The 26,201-nt window shown below is 69.7% G+C and carries 22 protein-coding genes; 2 read left to right on the forward strand and 20 right to left on the reverse strand.

Annotated features, from left to right (window positions below):
* Positions 1-115: 115 nt before the first annotated feature.
* Positions 116-2,212, reverse strand: coding sequence for a TonB-dependent receptor (locus H9658_RS10635; RefSeq protein ID WP_191825334.1), 2,097 nt, complete (start codon positions 2,210-2,212; stop codon positions 116-118).
* A 484-nt stretch (positions 2,213-2,696) separates the two neighbouring features.
* A complete protein-coding gene (locus H9658_RS10640) occupies positions 2,697-3,314 on the reverse strand; it encodes a hypothetical protein (protein WP_179568904.1) in 618 nt (205 codons plus the stop codon).
* 215 nt (positions 3,315-3,529) lie between these two features.
* Between H9658_RS10640 and H9658_RS10645 the strand changes: the two genes are divergently transcribed.
* A complete protein-coding gene (locus H9658_RS10645; RefSeq protein ID WP_191825335.1) occupies positions 3,530-4,450 on the forward strand; it encodes an oxygenase MpaB family protein in 921 nt (306 codons plus the stop codon).
* Positions 4,451-4,481: 31 nt separating this feature from the next.
* Here the strand turns inward: H9658_RS10645 and H9658_RS10650 are convergent, their stop codons facing one another.
* The 9 genes from H9658_RS10650 to H9658_RS10690 all read right to left on the reverse strand — a co-directional run bounded on the left by H9658_RS10650 (position 4,482) and on the right by H9658_RS10690 (position 13,478).
* Positions 4,482-5,402 (reverse strand): glycoside hydrolase family protein, encoded by a 921-nt coding sequence (locus tag H9658_RS10650; RefSeq protein WP_191825336.1) that lies wholly within the window; start codon positions 5,400-5,402, stop codon positions 4,482-4,484.
* A 58-nt stretch (positions 5,403-5,460) separates the two neighbouring features.
* Positions 5,461-6,597 (reverse strand): dTDP-4-amino-4,6-dideoxygalactose transaminase, encoded by a 1,137-nt coding sequence (gene rffA / locus H9658_RS10655; RefSeq protein WP_191825337.1) that lies wholly within the window; start codon positions 6,595-6,597, stop codon positions 5,461-5,463.
* A 65-nt stretch (positions 6,598-6,662) separates the two neighbouring features.
* Positions 6,663-8,270, reverse strand: coding sequence for a hypothetical protein (locus tag H9658_RS10660; protein ID WP_318241304.1), 1,608 nt, complete (start codon positions 8,268-8,270; stop codon positions 6,663-6,665).
* Complete coding sequence (locus H9658_RS10665) at positions 8,263-8,700, reverse strand: EamA family transporter (protein WP_406848119.1); 438 nt, start codon at positions 8,698-8,700, stop codon at positions 8,263-8,265. Before H9658_RS10665 ends, H9658_RS10660 begins: the two co-directional genes overlap by 8 nt.
* Positions 8,701-8,725: 25 nt before the next feature.
* Entirely contained in the window at positions 8,726-9,394 is a 669-nt protein-coding gene (locus H9658_RS10670; protein WP_191825339.1) for an acetyltransferase, read from the reverse strand.
* On the reverse strand, positions 9,391-10,026 hold the full coding sequence (locus H9658_RS10675) for a methyltransferase domain-containing protein (protein WP_191825340.1): 636 nt from the start codon (positions 10,024-10,026) through the stop codon (positions 9,391-9,393). Before H9658_RS10675 ends, H9658_RS10670 begins: the two co-directional genes overlap by 4 nt.
* Positions 10,007-10,936, reverse strand: a complete 930-nt coding sequence (locus H9658_RS10680) for a glycosyltransferase family 2 protein (RefSeq protein ID WP_179568890.1) — start codon at positions 10,934-10,936, stop codon at positions 10,007-10,009. Before H9658_RS10680 ends, H9658_RS10675 begins: the two co-directional genes overlap by 20 nt.
* On the reverse strand, positions 10,933-11,628 hold the full coding sequence (locus tag H9658_RS10685; protein ID WP_191825341.1) for a WbqC family protein: 696 nt from the start codon (positions 11,626-11,628) through the stop codon (positions 10,933-10,935). Before H9658_RS10685 ends, H9658_RS10680 begins: the two co-directional genes overlap by 4 nt.
* Complete coding sequence (locus tag H9658_RS10690; RefSeq protein WP_318241305.1) at positions 11,625-13,478, reverse strand: DUF6077 domain-containing protein; 1,854 nt, start codon at positions 13,476-13,478, stop codon at positions 11,625-11,627. Before H9658_RS10690 ends, H9658_RS10685 begins: the two co-directional genes overlap by 4 nt.
* 460 nt (positions 13,479-13,938) lie before the next feature.
* Here H9658_RS10690 and H9658_RS10695 point away from each other — a divergent pair, with 460 nt between their 5' ends.
* On the forward strand, positions 13,939-16,950 hold the full coding sequence (locus tag H9658_RS10695; protein WP_191825342.1) for a bifunctional diguanylate cyclase/phosphodiesterase: 3,012 nt from the start codon (positions 13,939-13,941) through the stop codon (positions 16,948-16,950).
* Here the strand turns inward: H9658_RS10695 and H9658_RS10700 are convergent.
* From H9658_RS10700 to H9658_RS10740, 9 genes are all read right to left on the reverse strand, one after another.
* Entirely contained in the window at positions 16,940-17,953 is a 1,014-nt protein-coding gene (locus H9658_RS10700) for a Rieske 2Fe-2S domain-containing protein (protein WP_191825343.1), read from the reverse strand. The genes H9658_RS10695 and H9658_RS10700 overlap by 11 nt on opposite strands.
* A gap of 88 nt (positions 17,954-18,041) precedes the next feature.
* Positions 18,042-19,196, reverse strand: coding sequence for a GGDEF domain-containing protein (locus tag H9658_RS10705; RefSeq protein ID WP_225209892.1), 1,155 nt, complete (start codon positions 19,194-19,196; stop codon positions 18,042-18,044).
* Between the two features lie 343 nt (positions 19,197-19,539).
* Positions 19,540-20,649 carry a hypothetical protein gene (locus tag H9658_RS10710; protein ID WP_191825345.1) on the reverse strand — a complete coding sequence of 370 codons (1,110 nt, stop codon included), beginning with the start codon at positions 20,647-20,649 and terminating at the stop codon, positions 19,540-19,542.
* Positions 20,646-21,827: an ATP-grasp domain-containing protein gene (locus H9658_RS10715; RefSeq protein ID WP_191825346.1), complete on the reverse strand. Its 1,182-nt coding sequence runs from the start codon at positions 21,825-21,827 to the stop codon at positions 20,646-20,648. Before H9658_RS10715 ends, H9658_RS10710 begins: the two co-directional genes overlap by 4 nt.
* Positions 21,820-22,668 carry an MBL fold metallo-hydrolase gene (locus H9658_RS10720; RefSeq protein ID WP_191825347.1) on the reverse strand — a complete coding sequence of 283 codons (849 nt, stop codon included), beginning with the start codon at positions 22,666-22,668 and terminating at the stop codon, positions 21,820-21,822. Before H9658_RS10720 ends, H9658_RS10715 begins: the two co-directional genes overlap by 8 nt.
* 160 nt (positions 22,669-22,828) lie before the next feature.
* Positions 22,829-23,806 carry an NAD-dependent epimerase/dehydratase family protein gene (locus H9658_RS10725; RefSeq protein ID WP_191825348.1) on the reverse strand — a complete coding sequence of 326 codons (978 nt, stop codon included), beginning with the start codon at positions 23,804-23,806 and terminating at the stop codon, positions 22,829-22,831.
* A gap of 1 nt (position 23,807) precedes the next feature.
* Positions 23,808-24,824, reverse strand: coding sequence for a 3-oxoacyl-[acyl-carrier-protein] synthase III C-terminal domain-containing protein (locus H9658_RS10730; RefSeq protein WP_191825349.1), 1,017 nt, complete (start codon positions 24,822-24,824; stop codon positions 23,808-23,810).
* 109 nt (positions 24,825-24,933) lie between these two features.
* Positions 24,934-25,380 carry a GNAT family N-acetyltransferase gene (locus tag H9658_RS10735; RefSeq protein WP_225209893.1) on the reverse strand — a complete coding sequence of 149 codons (447 nt, stop codon included), beginning with the start codon at positions 25,378-25,380 and terminating at the stop codon, positions 24,934-24,936.
* A gap of 82 nt (positions 25,381-25,462) precedes the next feature.
* A complete protein-coding gene (locus tag H9658_RS10740; protein WP_179568870.1) occupies positions 25,463-26,164 on the reverse strand; it encodes a glycosyltransferase in 702 nt (233 codons plus the stop codon).
* Positions 26,165-26,201: the final 37 nt, after the last annotated feature.

Here is a 26,201-nt window from a genome sequence, read left to right on the forward strand (position 1 = left end):
GCTCCTACAGGAAGCGCGCGGGCGACTCGCCGGGTGCACTGTAGGAGCGGCTTCAGCCGCGACATGGCGCCGGGGCCGCTGAACTTCCTGCCAGGAGCAACACGCGCTCGGCAGCTCAGTAATCCACGCCCACCGAGAACAGCAGCGTGCGCGGGTCGCCCAGCGCCACGGCGCGCTGCAGGCCGCCGGCGAAATAGTCGCGGTCGAACGCGTTCTTCAGGTTCAACGCATAGCGCCAATGGCCCTGGCGGTAGGCGAGGCCGGCGTCGAACACCGCGTAGCCGGGAATGCGATGGCCGTAGGCGGTCTTCTCGCCTTCGGCGCGCACACCGCCGCTGAACGTCCAGCCGTCGTCCACGCCGTGCGGCGCGTACTGCAGCCACAGCGAGCCGCTGTGCTTGGGCACGTTGTACAAACGGTCGCCGACGGTGGTGACGCTCTGTCCGCCGTCGTCGGTGACCACTGCATCGGTGTAGGCATAGCCGGCGAACAGGCTGACCCCGCTGCCCAGGTCGGCGGCGGCGTTGAGCTCCAGGCCGCGGCTGCGCTGCTCGCCGACCGCGATGCTGTAGCCGTCGTTGACCGGATCGGTCTGCAGCACGTTGCGCCGGCGCAGGTCGTACAGCGCCACGCTCAGGCTGGTGCCCGCGTCCAGTTCCATCTTCACCCCCAGCTCTACCTGGCGGCCATGCTCCGGATCGAACTGCGCGCCCTGCGCGTCGGTGCCGACGTTGGGATAGAACGAGGTGGCGACGCTGGCATAGGGGTGCAGCCCGCCGCCGGCATCGAACATCAGCGCGGCCGAGCCGGTGGTGGCGCTGGCGTCGTTGCGCGTGTCGGTTCCCGTGAGGTAGTCCTCGCTGAGGTTGCGGCTGCGGTCGTGGCGCACGCCCAGCAGCAGCTGCCAGTCGGGCGTGAACTGGATGCGGTCGCGCAGGTACAGGCCGCCGGAGGTGACCACGCTGAGGTTGTCGCGGCTGGGCGTGGCCGGGCAGGTGACGGCGCCGCCATAGACCGGCGCGTACACGTCCAGCGTGCCGACCCGGCAGGTGGACTGCACGTTCCATTCCCAGGTCTTGAACGCGTCCACGCCGGCGGTCAGCGTGTGCTGCCAGGCGCCGGTGGCGAAGCCGCGCTGCAGGTAGGTGTCCTGTACCCAGGTGCGTCCGTCGTAGTGCTGGTCGGTGGCGGTACGGCGCAGCGTGCGCAGGTCGGCGGCCAGGCCGTTGTTGGCGATGATGAAGCCGTCCAATCCGAATTCCTGCCAGCGCGCGGCGTGGTGCAGGGTCCAGCCGTTGTCGAAGCGATGGTCCAGCACGTAGCCGATGCGGCTCTGGTGGCTGTGGTACGGCGGCTGCGTGGGTTCGCCGGTGAACAGCGAGCGATCGATCTTGCCGTTGGGGTTGGCCTCGGCGCTGCCTTCCCAGGGCAGGCCCTGCTGGCGGATGTAGTCGCGTTCCTGGTAGCTGGTGAGGAGCACGAAGTCGGTGCGCTCGCCCAGGTCCAGCGACAGCGCCGGTGCGATCCAGCGGCTGCGGAAATACACGTGGTCGGTGGGATCGTCCGCATTCATCGCCAGGCCGTTGAGCCGCAGCGCGGTCTTGCCGTTGGCCGACAGCGGCTGGTTCAGATCGAAGCTGCCCTGCTGCAGGCCATCGCTGCCCACGCCCAGTTCGGCGCGGCGCAGCGGCGTGGCTTCGGGCCGCTTGCTGACCAGGTTGACCAGCCCGCCCGGCAGCACCTGGCCGTACAGCAGCGAGGCCGGGCCCTTCAGCACTTCCACCTGCTGCATGCCGAACAACTGCTCGGCGACGCGGTTGTTGGAAGCGGTGCGCAGGCCATCGACGAACAGCGAGTCGGACGCGGTCTGGCCGCGGATGATCAGGTCGTCCCAACCGCGCCGGCCATAGGTGTTGGCGACCACGCCGGAGACGTTGTGCAAGGCATCGGCCAGGGTCTGCGCCTGCTGGCTGTCCAGCAGCGCGCGCGGCACCACGGTGATCGAGAAGGGCGTCTGCGCCAGTGGCGTGTCCGACTTGTCGGACTGCGCCGGCCTGGTGCTGCGGAAGCCGCTGTCGGCCGCCTCGGCGCGGACCTGCACCGCAGGCAGGGCGGTGGCCTGCGCGGTATCGGCGGTGTCGTCGGCCGCGCGCGCAGCAGTGGAAGCCGCCATGCCGAGCAGGCAGGCGAACGGGAGGGGGTGCAGTTTCATCGAGACCGTGGGGTGGGGAGGGGCTAATCGAGAATGATTATATTTCGCGATGTGGCGATTGCGAAGACCCGTCCGTCGGCGCTGGGCACTCGCCAGGCAAGGGCAAGCCGCGGCCGCGCACGCGGGCGGTCGGGCAGCGGGGGCGTTTGCTGCAGCGGCGGCCGGTGATCGAGAAGGCCGGACCGGCACTTACGGCCGCGGCGCATCCAGGGCGCCGCTGGCGACAGGCAGCCCTGAGCTGTCGCCAGGACAGCGCAGGCGCTCCAGCGCGGATGACGCCGGCGCTGGGGGCTGCAGCGCCGATGCCGGCGCTGTGTGCGTTGCGGTGGATACGTCAGTGCGGTGCCCTGACGACATCAGGGTGCGGCGGTGGCCGCCATGGCGGCGGCCGGCAGGCACCGTCGCGCCCGTCGCCGATGTCGAGGCGGATGCAACGCGCGTGCTGTGGATCCGCACGCAATCGCTGCGATGCGCGTCGGCCGGCTCAGCCGGCGACGCGGAGCACGCCGTTCTGGCCGCCAGGCGGCACGCCCTCGAATTGGATCAGCGCGGCGACCAGTTCGGCATGCAGGCGGATGCGGCCCATCTCGCGCATGATGCGGATGTCCTCGTGACGCAGTTCGCGATTGGCGACCACCTCGCGCTTGTACTCAAGGATCTCCGGATACTTGCGCGCCATGTTCAGCGCGTCGGCGACGCACTCCACGGTATCCGCGTCGGCCGACAGCGGCTCGCGGCTGTTGAAGGCGGTGAGCCAGCGCTCGAAGCCGGCGGTGCGGTCGAACATGTTGGCGATGAACCAGATCACGAACAGGATCGCGACCCAGGAACTGACCACGATGACGATGCGCGAGAAGGTCAGGTGGTAGTCGTGCTGCCACAGCTGGTTGGTGATGACGCCCAGGATGATCAGCGAAATCGCCTGCCAGCCGATGATCGAGACCACCAGCCACTGCTGCTTGGCCTTGGCCAGCAGATCCACTTCCGAGCGCAGCTGCGCTTCGCTCTTGTGCTGCCAGTGCGCGACCTGTTCCGGGAACGAGCGCTGGTGCAGCGCGTTGTCCTCCAGCAACAACCCCAACCCCTTGAACAAAGCGATCATGACAGGCTCCCTGCAGATGCGGTGGCGGACGGCGGTGTCTCGGGCGATCTTGAAGCAGCTTCTTTCTAGCACAGTGGCCGCAATTGGCATGTTGCAGATGCACATGAAGCCCGCGCGGCAATGCGCTGTTGCGGCCGGGAGCCCTGGGTACCGTCGCCAAGCCTGCGCGCACCGGTTTGCACGGCGCATGCATCGCCGCCCGCTACCATGCCGCGATGACCGCCATGCTGCGTACCCTCACCGCTCCCGCCGCCGCCCGCGTCCGCCGTTGGGTGCTGGACGTGTTCCCGCGCGGCCAGGGCGGGATCGACTACGACCAGCCGCTCGGCGATGCCGGCCTGTTCGGCCCCGACAGCGTCACCTGGCGCATCCACGCCGAGTTTCCCGGCATGCTCTCCGGCGGCTTGTGCGCGCTGCTGCTGCAGACCCTGCATCCGCTGGCGCTGGCCGGCGTCTACGACCATTCCAACTTCCGCGAGGACCTGGTCGGGCGCCTGCGCCGCACCACCCAGTTCGTCGCCGCCACCAGCTATGCGCCATCGGCCGAAGCGCAGCGCCTGATCGCGCGCGTGCGCAGCATCCACGCGCGGATCCGCGGCCAGGCGCCCGACGGCCGCGCCTACGCCGCCGACGATCCGGCGCTGCTGACCTGGGTGCACGTCACCGAGGCCTACGGCTTCCTGCAGGGCTATCGCCGTTACTGCCGCGCGGTGCCGGTCGCCATCGCCGATCGCTACTACGCCGAGGGCCGACGCGTGGCCGAGGCGCTGGGCGCGCAGGCGGTGCCGGCCAGCGAGCGCGAGGTGCTGGACTACTTCGCCCAGGTGCGCCCGCAACTGCGGGTGGATGCGCGATCGCGCGAGGTGCTCGCGGTGCTGGCCGGGCTGCGCCTGCCGGTGCCGGCGGCGGGCCTGTCGCGCGAGCTGTTCCTGGGCGCCGGCGCGGCGCTGCTGCCGCCGTGGGCGAGCGCGATGCTCGGGCACGGGCGCCTGCAACGCGCCCAGGCGGCGGTCGCGTCGCGGGTGCTGCGGGGGCTGGCACCGCTGTTCCGCATCGCGCTCAACGACGGCATCGCGCAGCGCGCCTGCCGCCGGGTCGGCATCGCGCCGCAGCGCCTGGCGCAGTGGCCGGAGTGAGCGGCGTGCTCGGCGCGGGTGTGTGGCTGGCCTAGCCGCGTTCCAGAACCGCCAGCCCGAATCCGCTGCGGCCGTAGTCGTTGCCGTTATAGAGCATGTAGCGTTCGCCCTCGTGATCGAACACGAAGGGATATTCGATCATCTGCGAATCCCAGCCGCTGGGCGAGGGTGCGATCCCCGCCAGATGGTCCAGTCGCTGCCAGCGTCGACCGTCGGCAGACTCGGCGTAGCCGATGCGGTAGGCGGCGCCGCGATACGAGTACCACATGCGCCAGCCGTCGGGATCGCGGATCACGCAGGGACGGGAGATGGCGTATTCGTCGGCATCGGCGTAGTCGATCGCGATCTCGCCGTCGCGACGCCAGGCGATGCCGTCGTCGGACTCGGCGTACTTGAGGTGATAGCGGTGCCTTGGCGTCCCGTCCTGCAGCTCCCAGCCGGTACACGACAGATACCACATGCGCCAGAGATCGTCGCCCGGCATCACGCAGCAGCTCGCGCAAAAATGCGGCTCGGTGGCCGAGCGGTCGACGATCGGCCCGGGCAAGTGGCGCGCGAACGGCTGTTCGGCTCCGGCTGACGTTGCCAGGCCGATCGAATTGCGGAAGGGCACGGTCACGCCCAGGTTCCAGCCGATGTAGTACAGGTAGCGCCGGCCGCGGTGCGTCGCCAGCCAAGTCGCCATCGCGCCGCTGTCGTCGAATTCGCCCAGGCCTCCAGGTTGCAGCACCGGCGCGGTGGCGGCATCGAGGATGCGCTGCGGATGGCGGATATCGACGACGACCCACGAGGTGAAGCTGCGGTTCGCCGCGTCGCGGCTGCTGAAATAGATCCGGTAGCGATCGCTGTCGCCGAGGCGCTCGGCAATCGGTACGGCGGCATAGGCATGCAGCCAAGGCGCCTGGCCGCTCGCGTTGAATACCAGTCCCAGCTTCTTCCAGTGCGCGGCCATGTGAATTCCCGTTGTCAGGCGCGGCTGCGGCCGCGCGTCGGCGCGTGTGCGGAAAGGCTCAGCCGAGCGCGCGCGTGAAGACGTCCACCACCCGGTCCTGCTGCGCTGCGCTCAGCCCCGTCCACAGCGGCAGGCGCAGCAGGCGCTTGGACTGCCGCTGCGTGATCGGCAGTTCGCCCGCGGCTCGGCCATAGCGCTTGCCGGCGGGCGAGTCGTGCAGGGGCACGTAGTGGAAGACCGAGCCGATCCCGGCGGCGCGCAGCGTTTCCAGCACGCGCTGCCGATCGGCCTGCGGATGCAGCAGGACGTAATACATGTGCGCGTTGTGCTGGCAATCGTCGGGGACGATCGGGCGGCGGATGCTGCCGTCGCGTTCCAGCGATTCCAGGGCGGCGTGATAGCGGGCCCAACTGCGCAGCCGGTCCTGGGTGATGCGGTCGGCCTCTTCCAGCTGCGCCCACAGGAAGGCGGCGGTCAGCTCCCCCGGCAGGAACGAGGAGCCGACGTCCTGCCAGGTGTATTTGTCCACTTCGCCGCGAAAGTAGCGGCTGCGGTCGGTGCCCTTCTCGCGGATCACCTCCGCGCGCTGCGCCAACGCGGCATCGCGCATCAGCAGGGCGCCGCCTTCGCCGCTGATCACGTTCTTGGTCTCATGGAAACTGTAGGCGCCGATGTCGCCGATCGCGCCCAGTGCGCGTCCCTTGTAGCTGGCCATCACCCCCTGCGCCGCATCTTCGATCACCTTCAGGCCGTGGCGTGCGGCGATGTCGAGGATGGCGTCCATGTCGCAGGCCACGCCCGCGTAGTGCACCGGCACGATGGCGCGGGTGCGGGAGGTGATGGCGGCTTCGATCAGGCGCTCATCCAGGTTCAGCGTGTCTTCGCGGATATCGACGAACACCGGAACGCCGCCGCGCAGGACGAAGGCATTGGCGGTGGAAACGAAGGTGTACGACGGCATGATGATCTCGTCGCCGGGCTGGATGTCCAGCAGCAAGGCGGCCATTTCCAGCGCCGCGGTGCAGGAGTGGGTCAGCAGCGCGCGCGCGCCGGTGTGCCTCTGCAGCCAGTCGTGGCAACGCCGCGTAAACGGACCGTCGCCGGCAAGGCGGCCGTTGAAATGCGACTCGGCGATGTAGTACAGCTCCTTCCCGGTCATGTGCGGCCAGTTGAAGGGGATGGAATCGGTGCTCATTCGATACGTGTCCGCGGTCTTGAAGGAGTGGTCTGGTGGAAGCGAAGCGGCGCAGCTGTGGGCTGTCACCGCGCCGCCGTGCATCGGTGGCGGCTGGCCAGCAGCGCGCCGGCATGCCACGCCTGCAATTGCGCCGGCTCGCCTTGGAGGCGCTGTCTGCAATACAGATCCAGCCACTGCAGGCGTTGCTCGTTGGCGAGGATTGTCACTCCCTCGCGCCGCTGCAGCAGGCCGACGAATCCGCGTCCAGCCCGATCTTCGTGCCTGGCGACGGAGTTCGGCACCAGGGTGAAGGCGCCCAGGGCGTACAACCGGTACCTGTCGTGCTCGGCGGCACGCGTGAATGGCCGGTACACGGCCTCGTAGGGGAAGGTGGCGCCCCACACCACGATCGACCCGTGCGGAAGGGATGCCAGGTCGCTGCGCGCCTGCTCGTCCGCGCGCTGCGTGGTCTGCCATGCGGCGGCGGAGAGCCACGCATTGGCCAAGGCCGCAAGCGTCACGACGGCCAGGATCGCAGGACGTCTGCCGGTGCGGCCTGCATTGCCCAGGAGCAGCGGCGCCACGGTCAGCAAGGCGATCAGTGGCACGTAGACGCGCAGGACGCCCGGCCTGCCCAGCGCACCCATCGCGAATACGGCCAAAGCGCAAAGCAGCCAGGCAGCGGCGACTTTGCGACTGGGCAGCAGCACGCCAAGCAACAGCGCGGCAATCAGCAAGGGCAGCAGGTTCGGGTGCCACAGCGCGCGGATGCCTTGCCAGCCGGTGGCCAATCCGTTTTCGCGAAGCGGCATCGTTCCGGCTTCGGCCAACATGGCTTTCAATGCGACCGGATCGGCGATACGCGGGTCGGCGAAGAACCAGCGGCTCAGCAGCTCGATGTCATTCGTCGTATAGCCGTGGCGCGCCAGGATGTCGGGGCGCTTGTTGAGGTAGTCGCCGGCGCCGAAATCGGTGAACGCGGCCCGCACCAGATTCAGGTCGTTGAAGTCCTTCCACGCCGGGGTGGCGTAGGCATGCCGGTCCAGCAGCGCGGCGGCCAGCAGCGCCACGCACAGCGCCGCGGCCGCCCAGCGCGGCGCATGCCCTTGGGTCAATGCGCGCCAGGGCAGCAGTGGCAGCGCGATCAGCACGACCAGCAGGCACTCGTGACTGCGCACCATGCCGCTCAGGAACAGCAGCGTGGTACCCAGCCACAGCGCCGGAACGCGCCTCGCGTGGGCATACAGGCGCAGGCAAGCCACCGCAGCGACGGCCAGCAGCCCGGCGTTGACGGTGAACTGCGGAAGCAGCACTGGGCGCAGCAACACCAGAAGCAGAACGCTGCCCGTCACTATCCAGCCGTTGCCCAGGCGCCTGAGACAATGCAGCAGGGTGGTCCCGACCAGGACGAGCGCCGCGAATGTCGCAAGCGTATAGCCATCGATGCCGCCCAGCGTGGGCAGCAGGCGCACGATGTAACCCCAGACGACGTTGGAGAACACCAGGTTGGGCGAGCCGACAGCGGCCATGCCGTAACCATGCGCCAGCATCGCCATGCCGACGTCGTCGTTGGTTTCCCAGCGCGGCGAATAGAGGGTGCATAGCGCCAGCACCGGCAACAGGACGATCAGCAGCGCCCCCAGCCACTGACGCCACTCGGAAGCGGGAGGCTGCGCGAGCGGCTCAGCCACGCGCGGCAACCACGGTCCCGGCCACGATCAGCGCAACGCCAGCCGCGCGTTGCAGCGTCAGCGGTTCGCTCAACAGCCAGCCGCTCAGCAACAGCACGATGACGAAATTCAGGCTCATGAAAGGATAGGCGTGGCTGAGTTCGAACCGGGTCATCGCCGCCATCCATGCCAGCGAAGCCAGGAACGCCGCGGCGAATCCGGAAAAGATCGCCGGGTCGAACAGCAACGACACCAGGAACTTGAGTTTGTCGAACGCCTCGGCGGGCAGGGGGCCCAGCTTGGCGATCCGCCATTTGAGGATCAATTGGCCATACACGGTAAAGGCGATCGTGGCGGCGATGTACAGATAATCCAACGGCCGTGGCGGCATCAGTGGCGCTCCAGCAGGGTGGGGCTCGGCCAGCACTCGGCCGGGCCGGCGGCGCGGCATGTCGCGTCGGCTGCGTGCATGCAGGTCATATCTTTCTCAGGCGCGTGCTGGGCACCGGCGATCGCTCGGTGGCGGTGCCGATATAGAGGCCTTCCGGTTCGGCATCGCCCAGCAGCAGGGCGCCGGCGCCGACCACGGTCCTGGCGCCAATGCGGATGTGGTCGCGCAGCGTCGCATTCACCCCGATGAAGCATTGCTCGCCGATCTCCACCCCGCCCGAAACGACGACGTGCGAAGCGAGAAAGCAGTGGCTGTCGATCGTCGAGTGATGGCCGATATGGTTGCCGCTCCACAGCGTGACGTTATCGCCGATCTGCACGAATGGCTGGATGGTGTTGTCCTCCAGCAAAAAGCAATTGTCGCCGATCCGGCCGTCGTTGAGCACGGTGGCGTGCGAGCTGATGTAGCTGGCAAGCCGATAGCCGGCCGCCTTGGCGGCCAGATACTTCTCCTTGCGTATCGCATTGAGCTTGGAATAGCTCAGCGCGATGAAGATCTCGTTGCGTTCGGGCGGATAGGACGCCGCAAGCCGGTCGAACGCCACGACCGGCAATCCGCAAAAGTGGCTGTCGGTGATGTAGTCGGCGTCGATCGTGAAGGCCACCACCTCGTAGTCCGAGTCGGTGCTGAAATAGTAGTGCGCCAGCTGCGCGATGTCGCCGGCGCCGAAGATGACCAGGGGTTTCTTGCTCACGGCGTTTTCCTCACCAGGATCGTGAATTCGTACAGTCCGTAATCATGCAGGAGCGCGACATTGCGCGAGTAGCGTCGCTTGCACAGATCGAAGTAGCGACAGGGGTCGGCGTAGTACAGGTGTTCGCGCATGCGCTCGGGATCGGAATAGCTGGTCAGGCAATTGAACGCGAAGCCGGCGCGGCTGGTGCGATCGAGTACATCCAGCGTGGTTTCCACGTAGGACTGCCAGCGCGCCGGGTCGTGGCCGAGCCGCACGTTGAAGATGCCGCTGGCCATGCCGTAATCGGCAATGCGGTCCGGTTCCGCGGCGACGACGAATCTGGCGTTGGGATCGGCCTCGTGCCGCTTGGCTGCAGCCGCGGCCATGTCGGCGGAGACGTCGAAGCCAGCGTAGTCCACGCCGGCGTGGCGCTCGCGCAGGTAGTCGTAGAGCGCGGCGTAGCCGCAGCCCAGGTCATTCACCGAGAATGCGCCGTCGCTGCCGGCCAGCATGCACAGCTGGGCGAATCGCAGCGTCTGGCTGTCCTCGCCGTTCCAGTCGACGCCGCGCGCCGTCTGCCCATGCTGGGCCAACTTGTCGCTGTAGTAGCCGGCGACGTCGGCGAGCAGCTCAGTCGTGTCGTTGTGCATGGATCTGTCTCACGATCGTATAGGGGCGCTGCTTGGTTTCGGAGAAGATCTTCGACAGGTAGATGCCGATCACGCCGATGAAGGAGATGATCATGCCACCCAGCAGCCAGATCGATGCCATCACCGAGGTCCAGCCGCTGAGCGGCCGTGCCAGAAACGCCCATTGCACCAGCAGGTAGGCGCTATAGACCAGCGCCATCAGGGAAATCGCTACGCCGACGTAGAAGATGCCGACCAGCGGCGTGTTGCTGAACGAGGTGACCGAGTTCACCAGCAGCGAGAGCTTGCGGCGCAGCGTATACGTGGTCTGGCTGGTGCTGTGCTTGGTGACCGGCCACGGGCGTTGCCGGAAGCCGGTGATATGCCATAGCCCGGCCATGAACACTTCGCGCTCGCGATGCGCCACCAGTGCCTGCACGTAGCGCCGGCGCATCAGGCGTGCGGTGACCACGTTTTCCGGCAACGCCATGCCGGTCAACAGCTTGAATGCGCGATAGAACCACTGTCCGCTCAACCGCTCGAACGCGTTGCCCTTGCGCTGCAGCTGCGTCCCGTAGACGACATCGGCATCGTGCCGATGCAGGTCGTCGGCGAACGCGGCCAGCCATTCGGGTTCTTCCTCCAGGTCGCTGTCGATCAGGAACACCAGCTCGCCGGCGGCATGCGCCAGGCCCGTCATCATGGCCTTGTGGTGGCCGAAATTGCGCGACAGATCCACCACGACCACGTGCGGATCGGCTTCGCTCAGGGCGATCGCCAGCTCGAGGCTGTGGTCCGGCGAGCCATCGTTGACCAGCACGATCTCGTAGTCGTCCGCGACCAGCTTCTGCGCCGCGAGGCTGGCGCGCCGATGGAAGTCGGCGATGTATGGCGCCGACTGATAGAGCGTGGAGACGATCGACAGCTTCATGGATGCACGTACCTCATGTATCTGTGCGCGTCCGGACCGCAATTGAAGAGCAGGTCGAGGATGCTCACGCCGTGCACGAAGTCGCCCCATAGCTGCGGGTATTCCGGATAGCCGGCATAGTCGAACCAGACCAGCTCGATGCCGTATTGCCGGAAGACGTCTTCGTCGATGTAGTCCTTCGCCGCGGGACCGGAAATGTAGGTCGTGGCGCCCACTTTGGCGCACAGGTCGGCCAGGCGCTCGGTCTTCGCGTCCAGTAGCGCGTGGTCAGCGGAACTGCTGATGACGGTGTCGATCTTCAGATAGCCGCATATCGCTTCCAGGAAGCGCCGGTTCATCTGCGACAGGTGGGTATACGGTTCCAGGTAGAGCGGCTGCAGCCAGGCGGCGATCTCGTCGAAGTGCGGGGCGCGGCGATAGTTCTGCGCAAGCGCGCGCCAGTGCAGTTCGGGCCATTCGCGCCCATCCAGCTCGGTATCGGCGATGCGCTGATGATACTTGCCCTTGGTCAGGACCGGCACCGTCAGCCATTGCGCGCCCTGCGGGGTCTTGATCTGGTTGCGGTTGCGCCAGTCGCGCCGGGTGTACTGCATGTCGTCGTACAGGATGAACTCGTCGACCGCGGCGATCAGGTCGAAATAGCCCTTCCACGGAATGTAGTTGGATTGCAGGATGGCGACTTTCTTGGTCACTGCTGGTGCCTTGGTGGATGGCTGAATACCGCGTATCCGCCTGCCACGGCGAATGCGCGACGATAGCCTGCGGCGGCGAGCTGCGAGGCGATGGCGGCGTACCGGTCGGCGTTGGCAGGAACCAGGACATGCTGCGGCCCATCCGCCGCGGCGATCATGGCACGGAAGGCCTTCTCCGCTTCCGGCGTGGCGCTATTGCTGTAGAGGTAGAAGGCGGCGTCCAGTCTCTGCTGGAAGGAAACATGCGCCGGGACGCTCGCCATCATCAGGCCGAGATAGTCTTCGCGCATGAAGTACTGCGGAAAATCCGACGACAGCAGCAGGATGTTGCTGGCGAGCTGGACCGGAGCGAACACCGAGCCTGGCGCGACGCGGCGAATGAACTGCTGTGCGGAGGCGCGGTCGTTCGCACCGATTTTGTAGCCTGGCAGGGCGAGCGTCGCGCCGTTGTCGTGCCGCAGCACCGAGGTCGGCCCGATCGTCGCCAAGAGGCCGGCGGCGGCCAGGCACAGCCCCGCCCAGATCGGGCCGGTGCGGCCGGCATTCGCCAGCGGCGCCAGCGCCAGCGCCGCGAGCAGCGGAAACGGAAGCAGGTAGAACATCCGCCAATAGATGTTCTCGGTGGTCAGGTGGAGCATGACGAATTGCGACACCCACGGATTCAGCAGCAGGACGCACAGCGTCGTCACCCAGATGGCGAAAAAGCGGCGATACGCGGAGAACGCGAGCACCAGCGCGAGTGACGCCACGAACAGCACCGGGGTCAGCGGGTAGTCCGGATTCACGATCAGGCGCAGCTGGTCGGCGAACGTCTTCGGGAAGCCCGCGTTGATCTGGCTGCCTGCGGCGATGTTGTCGACTGCGTAGAAGCGAAAGACGATCGCCATCAGCACCACCGGCGCCAGCGAGACACCGTAGCGCAGCGCCGGCAGCAGTGCCGCGATCGAGGCGAAGGATCCGGACGCCTGTACATGGAACGCCAGGGCCAGGGTCAGCGCCAGGAACGGGAGAAACACCATCGCCGTCGGCGTGGCGGCGGCCATGCCGATACCCAGCGCGAGGAGGATCAGCCATGTGCTCCACCTTGGCTGGCGCAGATAGCGCAGTGAGAAGTAGATCCACGCCGGAACGCCCACGGACAGGAACATGTACTTGCCATGGAAGGCGCGGGCGATGCTCAGATTGCCGTAGGCACGATGCGTTTCCCCAAGCGCGAGCAACAGCAGCAGGTAGAAGGCGCCGCAGATCAGGATCGTCCGGGGGCGCGTTTCGAACAGGCCGATGAGCAAGATCGCCGCGGCGCACATCAAGAACCCGACGATTCCCGGGAACAGCACGTGGTACACGTCCAGATACGGACGGCCGCCGAGCCAGGAAAGCGCTGCCTGGGTGAGTTCGTAGTAGGGGAAAACGCCGGATTGGGGAGTCCGCTCGAGACCGGCCAGCCAGTTCACGCCGGTGTCGACCGGGGCGTCCGGATGCGCGATGTAGTACACCGCCTTCGGGACATAGATGGAGTCGTCGATATCGGGGCGGTTGATCGACATCGCCAGCCAGCCACCGGCCAGCGCAAGCGCCAGCACGCCGACCAGGTGCAGGCGCTGACCCGGCTGGTGCAGGCGCCGATAGTGGACGATCACCCGCACGGCCGTGACCGACAGCGTCGCTAGCGCCAGGCCGCCGATGATGCAAGCGGCGACGGAAAAGCGCAGCGAGAGCTGTTGGGCGAGCATCAACGATGCTGCGGATGCGGCCAGGAAGATCGCAAAGGCGCCGAGGCATGCCGCAAGGATTTCGTGACTTTCGTTCACGAACGTGGCGGGAAGGCGGTTGCGCTGGAGGCTTGCCACTGCGGCTTGGAGTCCAAAAATTGGGGGAACGTGGAGGTTGTGCGCTCGCTTGTGCCAACCACGTCCGCCGAATGGGCCGCTTGCTGGCCCCGCACCCCTCCTGCGCATTTTACCGTCATGCAGGGCTTTTTTTGGGTCTTGGCGGAACCGGAGGCAGCACGCCACGCGGAAGGCGGATCAGCAGGTGCATGCGGACGATATCGCCGCTGACGCAGGGCAGGACGCGCCATGCGCCAACTCCCGATTGCGCCTCGTTGGCCGGAGCGCGGGGGGCCATGCTGACGGGCTGTATTGTTCATACATGGCGCCGGCATCGCCGGACGTCCCGTACGCCTGTGTCGACGCATCGGGATGGCCGCACACTCCGGCCCGCGCCGAGCCTCCGGTCGGTTGGCAAGTACCGGCCCGGATGCTGGAGCGATTCAAGATCGGCACGTTTGAGCCGCTCTATGCAGGACCCATGCAGCGCCGTTTCTCCGCCGCCGACAAGCTCTACGACGTCCGCTTCCGGCAGCGCCTGCGGCGCGCGTTGCGCGCGCCGTTGCGCGCGATCCTGGTCTGGGGCCTGGCGTTGGCGCTGCTGCTGGCGTGCGGGCTGGCCTATGTGCTGGCGCAGGACCGCGCCAACCGCCTGGCCGCGGCGCAGCGGCAGAGCCTGGCGTTGGCGACGGGCGCCGACCGTCTGCTGCAGTTGGAGCTGGACAACCTGAGCCAGGCGCTGCGCGGCGAAGGCATGGGCGCGCAGGCGCTGCTGGCCGATGCGCCGGCACGCGCGCCGGCGCTGATCGAGGCATCGCTGCGCGGCGTGCTGCTGCGGCATCCGGAGCTGCATGGCATTGCGTTGCTGGATGCGCAGGGCCGGCGCCGCTACGGGACGGAGGGCGATCCGGACGTGCGCGCATGGGCGCTGGGTTCGCGCCGCAATGGCGATCAGGTGTTCGTCGGGCCGTACCAACGCCTGGCCGACGGCGAAGCGGTGGTGCGCCTGGCGTTGCCGCTGGCGTCGGGCGATTGGGTGGTGGCGAGCTGGCGGGTCGCGGCGTTGCAGCGCATCGTCGGCGGGGTCGATGCCGGCCGCGACGGCGTGGTCGCGCTGACCGATGCGCATGGCCTGCTGCTTGCGGCAAGCAGTCCCGCTGCTGGCACCGGCGGTACCCGCGTGCTGCTGCCGTTGGGCCTGGTGCGCGGGCTGCCGCAGGGCAGTGCGTTGGGCATGCACAGCACCGTGTTCGACCGGCAGCCGCGCATGCTGGCGGTCAGTGGTGGACGCGACTACCCGTTGCTGGCGGTGTCGGGGCTGGCGGTGCGCGAAGCGTTGGCGCCGTGGTGGTGGTTCGCCGGCGCGGCGGCGCTGGTGTATCTGCTGTATCTGCTCGGGTTCGCCTTCCTGCTGGGCAGCTTGCGCCGTGCCGAGGACCGCCAGCGGCAGTTGCTGGAGCGCCTGCGCCGCGGCGACGAGGACCTGCGCCTGGCGCATGCGATGGGCGGCATCGGCACCTGGTGGGTCGAGGCCGACCGGCGCCACCTGCTGCTGGCCGAACAGACCGGTACCCTGTTCGGCGCGCCGCAGCTGCGCATGAGCCTGAGCGCGTTCCTGGCCCGGGTGCACGACGACGATCGCGCGCGGGTCGAGCAGCTGTACGACGAGGCGCTGCACGGCAACGGCGAATACAACGTGGTGTACCGCATGCATTCGCCCGATGGCGGCCTGCGTTGGCTGGCCGCGCGCGGCGCGCGGGTGCAGGGCCGCGGCGGGCTGTGCATGACCGGTGCGGTGCAGGACGTCAGCGAGCGGCTCGAGGCGCAGGCGCGGCTGCTGGACGCCGAGCGTCAGTTCCGCCTGGTGTTCGAGCGCAACCCGCTGCCGTACTGGCTGTTCGCGGTGGACAGCCTGCGCTTCCTGGAAGTGAATCAGGCCGCGATCCGCCAGTACGGCTACAGCCGCGACGAATTCCTTGGCATGACCCTGCTCGACCTGCGCCCGCCCGGGGAGACCGAACGGCTGCTGGCGGACGTGCGCAAGCCGCGCGACGGCTTCGACGCGCCCAGCGTGTGGACCCATCGGCGCAAGGACGGCAGCCTGCTGTCGGTGCGGGTGCACAGCGCGGACATCGACTTCGGCGGCGCGCCGGCGCGCCTGATCCTGGCCGAGGATGTCAGCGAGCGCATCGCCCACGAGCGCGAACTGGCGTTCCGCGCCAGCCACGACGTCACCACCGGGCTGCTCGATCCGCGCGCCCTGGCCGAGGCGCTGGATGCGCGTGGGCAGGCGGGCTATGCGGTGGCGTACGTGCAGTTGCGCGGGCTGGCGCTGATCGGCGACACCCTGGGCCGCGCCGCCGGCGATGCGGTGCGCTGCGCGGTGGCGGCGCGGCTGCGCGGGCTGGGCGAACGGTTCGGCCTGACCGCGCACCAGCCGTCGCAGGATTTCGTGCTGGCGGTCCTGGATCCGCAGCAGCTGCCGCAGGCGCTGCAGGCCCTGCTCGAGGCGATGTCCACACCAGTGCAGGGCGGCGCCTTCACCCAGCAGCTGCAGGCGCACATCGGCGTGGCGCTGTGTCCGGACGACGCCGCCGGCGCCGAGGAAGCCATCGGCAGCGCCGCGCAGGCCGCGCATGCGGCGCAGGCCGACGGACGCAGCGTCGCCCGCTTCGAGCGCAGCATGTCCGCGCGGATCGGCGAGCGCCTGCGCCTGGCCGGGCGCATCCATCAGGCGATCGCGCGGCAGGAGTTCGAGCTGCATTTCCAGCCGATCCTGCGCGCCGATACCGGCGCGCCGCGGCTGCTCGAGGCGCTGATCCGCTGGCCGCAGGACGACGGCAGCTTCATCGCCCCCGACCAGTTCATCCAGCTGTGCGAGGACACCGGGTTGATCCTGCCGCTCGGCCGCTGGGTGATGCAGGCCGCCGCGCAGGCGCGCCGCCAGCTGGCGCTGCACGGCTGGGCCGACCTGCCGGTGGCGGTGAACGTGTCGGCGCTGCAGTTCTTCGACGGCGACCTGGTCGCGGACCTGGTGCAGGCCTGCGCCGCGGCCGGCCTGGCCGCCGACGGCCTGCACCTGGAACTGACCGAGAGCAGCCTGATGCGGCAGCCGCAACAGGCATTGGACGTGCTGCGGCAGCTGCGCGCGCTGGGCGTGGGCGTGGCGCTGGACGATGTCGGCACCGGCTTCTCCAGCATGGCCTATCTGCGCGACCTGCCGCTGGACACGCTGAAGATCGATCGCAGCTTCGTCGCCGAGGTGGATCGCGATGCGCGCAACGCCTCGATCTGCGAGGCCTTGCTGACGCTCGGCCGCAGCCTGGGCCTGCAGGTGGTCGCCGAAGGCGTGGAGAACGACGCGCAGTTGCAGTGGCTGCGCGCGCATGGCTGCGACCAGGTGCAGGGCTACCTGCTGGGCCGGCCGGCGCCGCTGGCGCAGGTACTCGCCGCGCTCGGCGCGCGCGACGCGCCGGACGCGGTCACAGCATGAGGTCGATGCAGTGCGGCGCGCCCGCTGCCGGCAGCGGCTCGCCGTCCCAGTAGCGGCGCAACGGTTCGCGGACCAGGTCCAGCGCGGTCGAGGCGCCGCGCACGCCAGGAAAACGCCGCAGGTTGTGCGCCTGCAACGCGAGCATGCGCCGGTCCTGCTCGCCGACCTTGCGCAGCAGCGGCCACACCAGCCAGCGCACCGCCCATGCCGGTGCCCAGCGCCCGTCCACGTGCAGGCTGGCGAACACTTCGGTGCTGCGCTCGCCCACCGGGGTGAAGTGCAGGCTGATGCGCACGCGGCCGCCACGGGCATAGCGGTATTCGATCTGTGCGGTACCGGGCGCGGCGAAGTGCGCGCGCTCCAGCGTGCGCGGCGATTCGAACAACCGGTAGAGCCAGCCGCTCTGCGCGGCCGCGCCGACGTAGTCCACGTGGAAGCCTTCGGCGCCGGTCTGCAGGCAGGCGCGCATCGGCGTGCGCGCACCGCCGCGGCGCACCAGTCCCGGATGCAGCAGGTGGGTGTGCAACGGATCGAGGAAGTTCTCCAGCGCATCGACCACGTGCGCCTCCCAGCGCGTGCGCCACAGGAAGCGCCGCGCCGAAGGGTGCAGTTCCTGCACCAGTTGCGCCGGGTGCGCGTCGCCGTCGGGATCCGGGCGCAGCCAGATCAAGCCGTCGTGTTCGCGCGCGGCGAAGGCGCGCACCCGCACCGCCGGCAGCGCCTGTCCGGGCGGCATGCCGGGGATCTCGCGCAGCGCGCCGTCGCGGCCGAAGCGCCAGCCGTGGTAGGGGCAGGCCAGGCCGTCGCCGCTGGCGCAGCCGGCCGACAGCGGCGCATGCCGGTGCGGACAGCGGTCCTCCAGCGCGAGCAGGCTGCCGTCGGCGCAGCGCGCGATCGCCGCATGCCGGTCCATCACCGTCACCGCCAGCGGCCGCTGCCGCAGCGCGTCGGCCCGGGCCACGGCGAACCAGTGTCGGTACAGCGAGGGATGCCAGTCGGTCATGGCCGCTAGCGTCGCATGCGCGGCGTGCCGATGTCTGGATGCACGCGCACGGCGTAGGTGGCTGCGGCGCCCAGGAACGCGCGGCGCGCTACGCGACGATCGTGCCGGTCACCCGGTTGCGCCCGCCGCGCTTGGCCGCATACAGCGCCTGGTCGGCGATGCCCACCAGCTTCTGCCACTCGATCTGCGCCCCGCCCGAGATGCAGTAGCCGATGCTGACCGTGCAGGCGACCGCCGTGCCGGACGAGGCCAGGATGTCCTGGCGTTCGACCATGCGCCGCAGGCGTTCGGCGATGTCGCGCACCACCGATTCCTCGCCTTGCGGGATCAGTACCATGAACTCCTCGCCGCCCACGCGGGCGAGCACGTCCGGGCTGCGGATATGCCGCGCCAGCGTGTCGGCGATGGCGACCAGGACCTGGTCGCCGGTCGCGTGGCCCAGGCGGTCGTTGATCGACTTGAAATTGTCGACGTCGATCATCAGCACTGCGATCGGCGAATGCCTGCCGCGCGCCTCCTGCGTGGCCGACTCGCCCTTTTCCCACATGACGCGGCGGTTGGCGACGCCGGTGAGGGCGTCCTGCGAGGCGTGGCGAATCAGTTCCGCGTTCATCTTCCGGGCCAGCATCCACAGGAACCCGGGGGTGATGATCGAGGTCAGGACCATGCGCGCGAGCAGGCCGAATTTCGACGTCGGGTCGAAGCTCGTGTCCGCGAGCGGATGGATCGACCACCAGGCGATGCGCAGCAGCAGCATCAGGGCCCACAGGAAGTGGAACGCGGCAGTGAAGCGCGCCGCGGTGCGTGCCGTCGGGTCGGCATGGCGCCACAAGGCCATGCCGGTGGCAACGGTCAACAGGCCGCGCAGGGTGCAGCCGAAAACCACCATGACCCTGAGATTCTCGCCTCCACTGTGCAGGCAATAGATCTCCGCCGCGCCGATCAGCGCGACCGAGACCAGGATCCAGGGCTGGATCAGCGGCCGCCGCAGATAGGCGTTCACCGCGCACAACTCCAACACCGTGGCGGCATCGATCGTCAGGTTGCCGATCAAACCCAGGGCGGTGGCGTGCGCCGGCAACCCCGCCGGCAGCACGAGTGCGCCAAAGCCAGCCGCGAACGTGGCGTAGCTCAGGCCAAGCAGTAGCAATCCGTCAGTGTGCTTGGCCTTGCGCCCGGTCAAGCGGATGGCGAAGAACAGCGCCGACGACACCGCCGCCAGCATGGCGTTGACGATCAGCAAGGTGCCAGCGTGAGCCAGGTGTGCGATCCATTCCACAGGTCCCCCGATCCACGCCGCAAACGATTTTCAGATGCCGCCCAGTATAGGGCCGCGAGAATATGCGAGCCGCCCGTTTGCAGCGGTTTTCGGGTTGCAAACGTTTCCAAACGCTCCGCGGCACACGAGTCCGTTCGCGCGGACGCCGGGTCGGCGTTGCACGCGCGGCACAGGTCGACGGGAGGGGGCGGTTCGGTCCATCCGGGTTCCTGGCGCTGCCGCTTGGGCTTGCCCTGATATCGGCGGCGGGTACGTGGCCTTTAGCGCTCCACTGCTGCGACCGTCGCGGCGAAGGCATGCCGGTGGTTCACAGCCGATAGCGGCGCATCAGCGGCACGCCGATGCGTTCGGTCAGCGCGCCGAGCGCGGCGATCGGCTGGCGCCGGCGCAGCGGCAGGTGGCGCGCGTCCACCGCGCTGTACTCGATCACCGGGGTGCCGCCGCGCTGGCGCTTGAAGCTGGCCGCGCCGGCGCTCTGGTTGAGCCGGCGACCGTGGCGCAGCGCATGCTCGAAGCCGCAGGCGGTGAGCGTGCGGTACAGCGCCAGCCGCTGCGGCTGCTGCAGGTCGTAGCCGACGATCGGCGCGGTCAGCGTTCGCCCGATGCCGAACAGGCCGGTGATGCAGGCCAGCGTGCCGTCCTCGCCGCGAAAGCCGTCGAAGCGCAGCAGCCCGGCGCGGTGCCAGGCGCGCAGGAACCCGGCGTGGTAGGCCGGATTGCAGCGCGAATACTTGTCCAGGTACAGCTGCGCGTACAGCGCGGCGATGCGCGGGTAGTCGGCCTCGCCGATCGCGTCGTTGCCGCAGCGCTGCAGGTCGGTGCGCGCGGTCAGCTTGAGATCGCGCGCCAGGTCGCGGTGGTGCAGCAGCGCCGGCCAGTCGTCGTACAGATACACCTGGCGGCTGCCGATCAGGGTGAAGCCCTGCGCCTGCAGCGCGTCCAGCCACTGCGGCGTGTCCACCCGGTTCAACGAGCGGAACCACAGCGCGTGGTCCGGCCAGCGCGCGCGTGCGGCGTCCAGCAGGGCGCCCAGTCCTTCGGCCGGCAGCGGCGGGTACAGGTTGGTCGACAGCAGCCAGTTGTTGAGGGTGACCGCGCGGTCGATCCGCGCCCAGTCCAGCCAGGCGCCGATGCCGCCGCACAACCCGCGCAGCGGTGCCGCCAACGCGGGCGGCAACAGGCGCGCGGCCTCCTCGGCGGCGTAGTCGGCATAGGTGGTGCGCGGCGAGCACACCCAGGCGTTGCCGGCACGCTCCTCGCTCACCGTGACCGGTATCGACAGCGTGCCGGCCTGCAGCATGTCGATGCGCGCGTACAGGTTGCCGGCCACGCCCTGCGCATCGCGGCCGGCATGCAGGTCGGCGAAACGCTGCGCCTGCACTGCGTAGTCGATGCCGGCCTCGGCGGCGCCGTTCATGGCGGCGGCAGGGCCTCGCCGTCCCATTCGGTATCGCGGGTGGACGCCTCGCGCACGGTGCAGCGCTGGGCCAGCGCCAGCCGCGCATGGCTGCCCAGGTCGCGCAGCGCGCCGGCCAGTGGGCGCCGGTCGCCGCGCGGCGCGAGCACATCGTCGGCGCGGGCGTAGTCCTCGCGCCATTGGCGGAGCCGGCCATGACGCAACGCCGCCGGCAGCGCGACGCCGAGCATCAGCGGGCCGAGCATCGCCGCGCGCGTCGGCGCCGGGCGCACGATCTCGGCCGGGTCGCGGCGGCTGCCGTCCAGCGCGGCGACCAGCGGGTCGGATGCGGCGAACAGGTGCAGGCCGCTGGTCGCACGCGGGTTGCATTCGATCACGCTGTAGCGGCCTTGCGCCGAGACGATCCAATCGAAGGAGAGTTGCCCGCTGAAGCGCAGCGCGCGCACCAGCTGCGCGGTGAAGCGCTCGATCTGCGGCGCCGGCGCGGCGTCGAAGTAATAGCTGGAGCTGCGCTGCAGCCGGTAGCGCGGGCGGTACACCGCGTGCGCCAGCAGCACGCCGTCGCGCGCTACCGCGTAGGAGCAGCGTTCCTCGCCGGCGCAATAGCGTTGCGCGACCCAGGCGCCTTGTTCGGGCAAGGGCGGCGCGTCGGTGGGCAGCCCATGCGGATGCACGCGCACGTGCACGCCGAAACGCGAGTATTCCGGCTTCAGCACCAGCGGCGCGGTACCGGCCCATTCGCGCGCCTGCGCCAGGCTGCGCACCTGCACGCTGTCCGGCACGTCCACGTCGGCATCGAGCGTGCGGGCCAGATGCAGGAAGTGCCATTTGCTGTGCAGTGCGCGCAGCGTGTCGAAGGCGTCCACCAGCACGTCCAGCTGCGCCGGCAGCGCCTGCCGGTAGCGGGCCAGGTAGAACACCTCCTCGCAGGTGGGCAGCAGCAGCGCGATGCGCTGGCGCGCGACCAGCGCGTTGAGGTCGGCGATGTAGGCGGCCGGGGCGTAGCGCGCCGAGGCGATGCGATGGCTGGCGCTGGCCGCGCGCGACCAGCCGGAGATGCGGCAGGCCACGCTGTCGGCCAGGTGCACGCGCCAGCCCTGCGCGGCGAAGCGGCGCGCCAGGTCCAGCGCCACCGGCGCGCGCGCGCCGGTGATCAGCACCGCCGGCGCGCTAGGCACCGCCGGCCTCGTGCGCGGCCGGCCGCCATTGCCGGCAATGCGAGGGCACCATGCGCAGCGCCGGTTCGGCCAGGCGCAGCGCGTGCAGCCGCGCCAAGGTGTCGCGGTAGACGCGGTGCTCGCCGAGCAGGTGGGTGACCAGCGCCGGCGGCGGCGTGCCGTCGGCGATCGCGGCGCTGGACCAGGCCGCATCGGCGACCAGGAACACCGGCCCGTGCGCGTCCTCGAACCACAGTCCGTAGTGGCCGGGCGCGTGTCCGGGCAGCGGCACCAACAGCACGCTGCCGTCGCCGAACAGGTCGCGCAGCGTGCCGAAGCCGCGCAGCGCCGTGGGCGCGGCGCACGCCGGCAATGCCTCGAACCAGTGCATGCGTGCGCGTGCGCCGTGCAGCAGCGCCGGCAGGAAACCTTCGCGCAGCGCCGCCAATCGCCCGCGCCGTTGCAGATCGTCCCAGGCCTGCTGCGCGCAGGCGATGCGCGCCTGCGCGAAATCGGCCACGCCGCCGACGTGGTCGCCATGGAAATGCGACAGCACGATCCAGTCGATCGCCGCCGCGTCGATGCCGTCGCGTGCAAGCTGTTCGCGCAGCGATTGTCCCGGCGCCAGATGCACCGGCGTCAGCACGCGGTACAGGCGCTCGGGGAACTGCGCGGTGGCAGCGAGGAAGTGCTGCGAGTAGCCGGTGTCGAACAGCAGGTTGCCATGCACCGGATGCTGCAGCAGCGCTGCCAGCGCCGGGAACTCGCAGGGCGCCAGCGTCGCGCCGCGGCGCGTGGCGCGTTCGGGATGGGTGCAATGCCCGGCTTCGTACAGGCGCCAGCGCAGCGTCGGTGCGCTCATGGGCGTTCCTGTCCGGCCGCGTAGTGCGTGGGCGATGTTTCGGCCGCGGCGCTTTGGCGGGCCAGTTGCGTCGAAGTTCCTCCCACGCCTGCAAACGTGCGCGCGCCTGCGTCGGCGGGCGATGCCGGGCAGGCCGGGCCAGGCGCTTGCTGGGGTTGCCTCACGTGCGCGCCAGGGCCGCGATCCCGGCCTCGGTGGACAGCACCGGCGCATAGCCGAGTTCGCGCCGGGCGCGGCCGATGTCCAGCGTCTGCGAATAGCCGAGCACGCCGATGCCGTAGCGGCTCAGCCGCGGCTCCGGTTGCCCGCGCCGGCGCAAGGCGATCTGTTCGCCGACGGTGGCCAGCGCCAGGGCCACGCGGCGCGGCACCGGCAGCAGGCGCACGCGCAGCTGCAATGCCGCGAACAACGCGGTGAGCAGGTCGCGCACCGCGATCGGCGTGCCGTTGCTGATGTTGTAGGCGCGCCCGTCGCCGAGGTGTTCGGCGCGCAGTGCGGCCAGCGCCGCGGCCACCGCGTTCTCCACGCAGCACACGTCGATCATCGCGCGTCCGCCGTGCACCAGCGGGAACCAGCCGCGCTGCGCCACTGCCAGCAGCCGCGGCACGATCGCGTTGTCGCCGTGGCCGAACACCGCGCGCGGACGCAGCACCAATGCCGGCAGCCCGGCCGCGGCGGCGGCGCGCACTTTTTCCTCCGCCTCCCACTTGGTCTGCGGATAGCCGCCGATCCAGCGCGCCGGCGGGATGAAGTCCTCGGTGACCTGGTACTGGTCGGCGAAGCGGAAATAGATGCTCGGCGAACTGAAATGCACGAAGCGGCGCACCTGCGCGCGCTGCGCGGCGGCGAGCATGCGCTCGGTGGCGACCACGTTGGCCTGGCGGAACAGCTCGGCGCTGGCCCACGGCGCGGACAGCGCGGCGCAGTGGATCACCGCGTCGCAGCCAGCGAGCAACGGTGCCAGATCGTCGCGGCACAGCTCGGCGCGGACCACGTCGATGCGCGGGTCGCCGGCGAAGGCGGCCAGGGCGGCGGCGTTGCGGCCGCTGGCGCGGACCTGCGCGCCTTCGGCGGCGAGGGCGCGGACGATGTGCGCGCCGATGAAGCCGGAGGCGCCGGTGACCAGGATGCGCGCCATGTCAGTACCTCAGCACCGCGCCGCCGAACGCCAGCCCGGCGCCGGAGCCGACCAGGCCGATCAGGTCGCCGCGCACGATGCGGCCGTCGGCGATGGCCTGGTGCAGGGCGCTGGGGATCGAGGCCGCCATCTGGTTGCCGCGTTCGCCGATCACGTCGACCAGCATGTGCGGCGCCAGCCGCAGCGCGACCTGCAGGTGCCGCAGCGCCTTGGCGCTGGCCTGGTGCGGCACGATCCGCTGCAACTGCGCGAGTTCGACGCCGGCCTTGTCCAGCAGCCGCTGCAGGAACCCGGGCAACTTCGCCGCGGCGAGCCGGTAGGTGGCGCGGCCGTTCATTTCGAACAGCGAGCCGGCGCGCAACGCGTCGATGCCGTGCTCCAGGCGCAGACGGGTGCCGCCGGCGCGGACCCGGCAATGCTCGATGCCTTCGGAATAGGTTTCCAGGTGCGCGGCCAGCAGCTGCGAGCCGCTGTCGCCGCTGTCCGCGCCCAGCACCACCGCCGCGGCGCCGTCGCCGAACAGCGGCGCGGTGTCCATGTCCTCGCCGTTGAGGCCGACGCTGGCGATCTCGCTGGACACGATCAGCACGCGCCGGTAGCGGCCGGCGGCGATCGCGCAGGCGGCCAGGTCCAGCGCGGCGATGAAGCTCAGGCAGGTGGCGTTGATGTCGAACGCGGCCAGTCCGCTGCCCTGCAGGCCGAGGCGCGCGTGCAGCAGCGCGGCGCTGCACGGGATCGCCTGCTCCATCAGGCTGCAGGCGGAGATCACGCAATCGACCTGGTCCGGTTCGAGCTGCGCCGCCGCCAGCGCCGCGCGCGCGGCGCGTTCGCCCATCAGCGAGGCCGGTTCGTCGGCGCCGGCGTAGTGGCGCACGCCGACCCCGGCATGGCGCAGGGTCCAGCCGGCGGGCTTGCCCCAGCGCTGGTCGAAGCTGTCCGAAGCCACCTGCCGCGCCGGCAGATAGTCGCCCGTGCCGAGGATGCGCACCGCGATGGGCCTGCTGGGGTCGACGGTCATTGCGAAAGCTCGCGCAAAGGGGGCGCAGCGTACTGCCAGCGGATCGGCGCCGGCAACCGCGCTCGGGAAGATCGCGCCGCCGCCTGCGGCTGGCGACCTCAGGCAGTCCTCAATCGCGCAGCGACTTGGCGAAATATCTGGGCGCTTCGACAAAGCCTTCCCGCCGATAGAAGGCGTGCGCGCGTTCGCGCCGGCCATGGCAGTGCACCTCCAGGCGGTCGCAGCCGCGCTGCCGCGCCAGCGCTTCGCCTTCCGCCAGCAAGCGCTGTCCCACCCCGGCGCCGCGCGCGCGATCGTCGACGCAGAAATAGCTGATGCGGCAGATGTCGCCGGCCAATGCCAACTGCGGCAGGAAATGCAGCGACAACACGCCCAGGACGCCGTCCCCTGCGGCGGCCACCAGCAAGGCCTCGTCCGGATGCGCCAGCAGCTGCGCCAGGCGGGCCTCGATGAAGTCCTCGGTTCCGGCATAGTCCAGCGCTGCCATCAGCGCCACGATCGCCTGCCGGTCCGCCATCGCCGCGTTCCTGATCTCCAGGTTGCCGTTCTCGCTCATCGGCAGAGAGTAGGAAGTCGCCCACGTTGGGCGCAAGCGCTTTGCCGGCCAGACGCAACCTGTGCGGACATGGCGGCGCGCCCTAACGGCCGCGGCGCTGCCCGTACCAGAAGCCCAGCGCGTCGCGCGAGCGCAGCATGCCGCGGCCGCGGCGCAGCAACTGCAGCAGCAGGCCCAGGTGTTCGCGCTTGCTGAAGCTGCGCAGTTTGCGGTCGGAGGTGTGCACCGGCTCGCGCAGGATCGCGAAACGCCCGCGCCGGGCCAGCGCGCGGCTCAGCGCCACGTCCTCGCCGGCGTAGTAGCGCTCGTCGAAGCCGCCGGCGGCGTCGAACGCGCTGCGCGTGCAGAACAGGAAACAGCCGGGGGCGATGCCGGTGCGGCGGAACAACCAGCCGAACAGTGCTTGCGCCACGCGTTCGTGCCAGGCGACGTTGCCGAGCAGCTGCACCTGCGCGCCGCCGCCGACCGCGCCGGTGTGCAGCGCGCGCAGGGCCGCCGCCAGCAGCGGCGTGTTGACGCGGGTGTCGGCATCGACGAACAGCAGGTAGCGGCCGCGGCTGGCGGCGGCGCCGGCATTGCGCGTGGCGGCGATGTGCCGCAACTGCACGTCCAGCACCTGCGCGCCATGGCGGCGCGCGATCTGCGCGGTGTCGTCGCTGCAGGCGTCGGCGACGACCAGGGTCTCGTAGTCAAGCCGCAAGGCTTCGGCGGCGATATGCAGCGACGCCAGGGTGTCGCCGATCAGGGCGGCTTCGTCGTGGGCGGGAACGATGAACGAGATCACGTCCGGCATCATGCGACGCCGGCGCGGGGGGGGGGGG

The sequence above is a fragment of the Xanthomonas bonasiae genome (assembly GCF_014836395.1).
GTDB lineage: Bacteria > Pseudomonadota > Gammaproteobacteria > Xanthomonadales > Xanthomonadaceae > Xanthomonas_A > Xanthomonas_A bonasiae.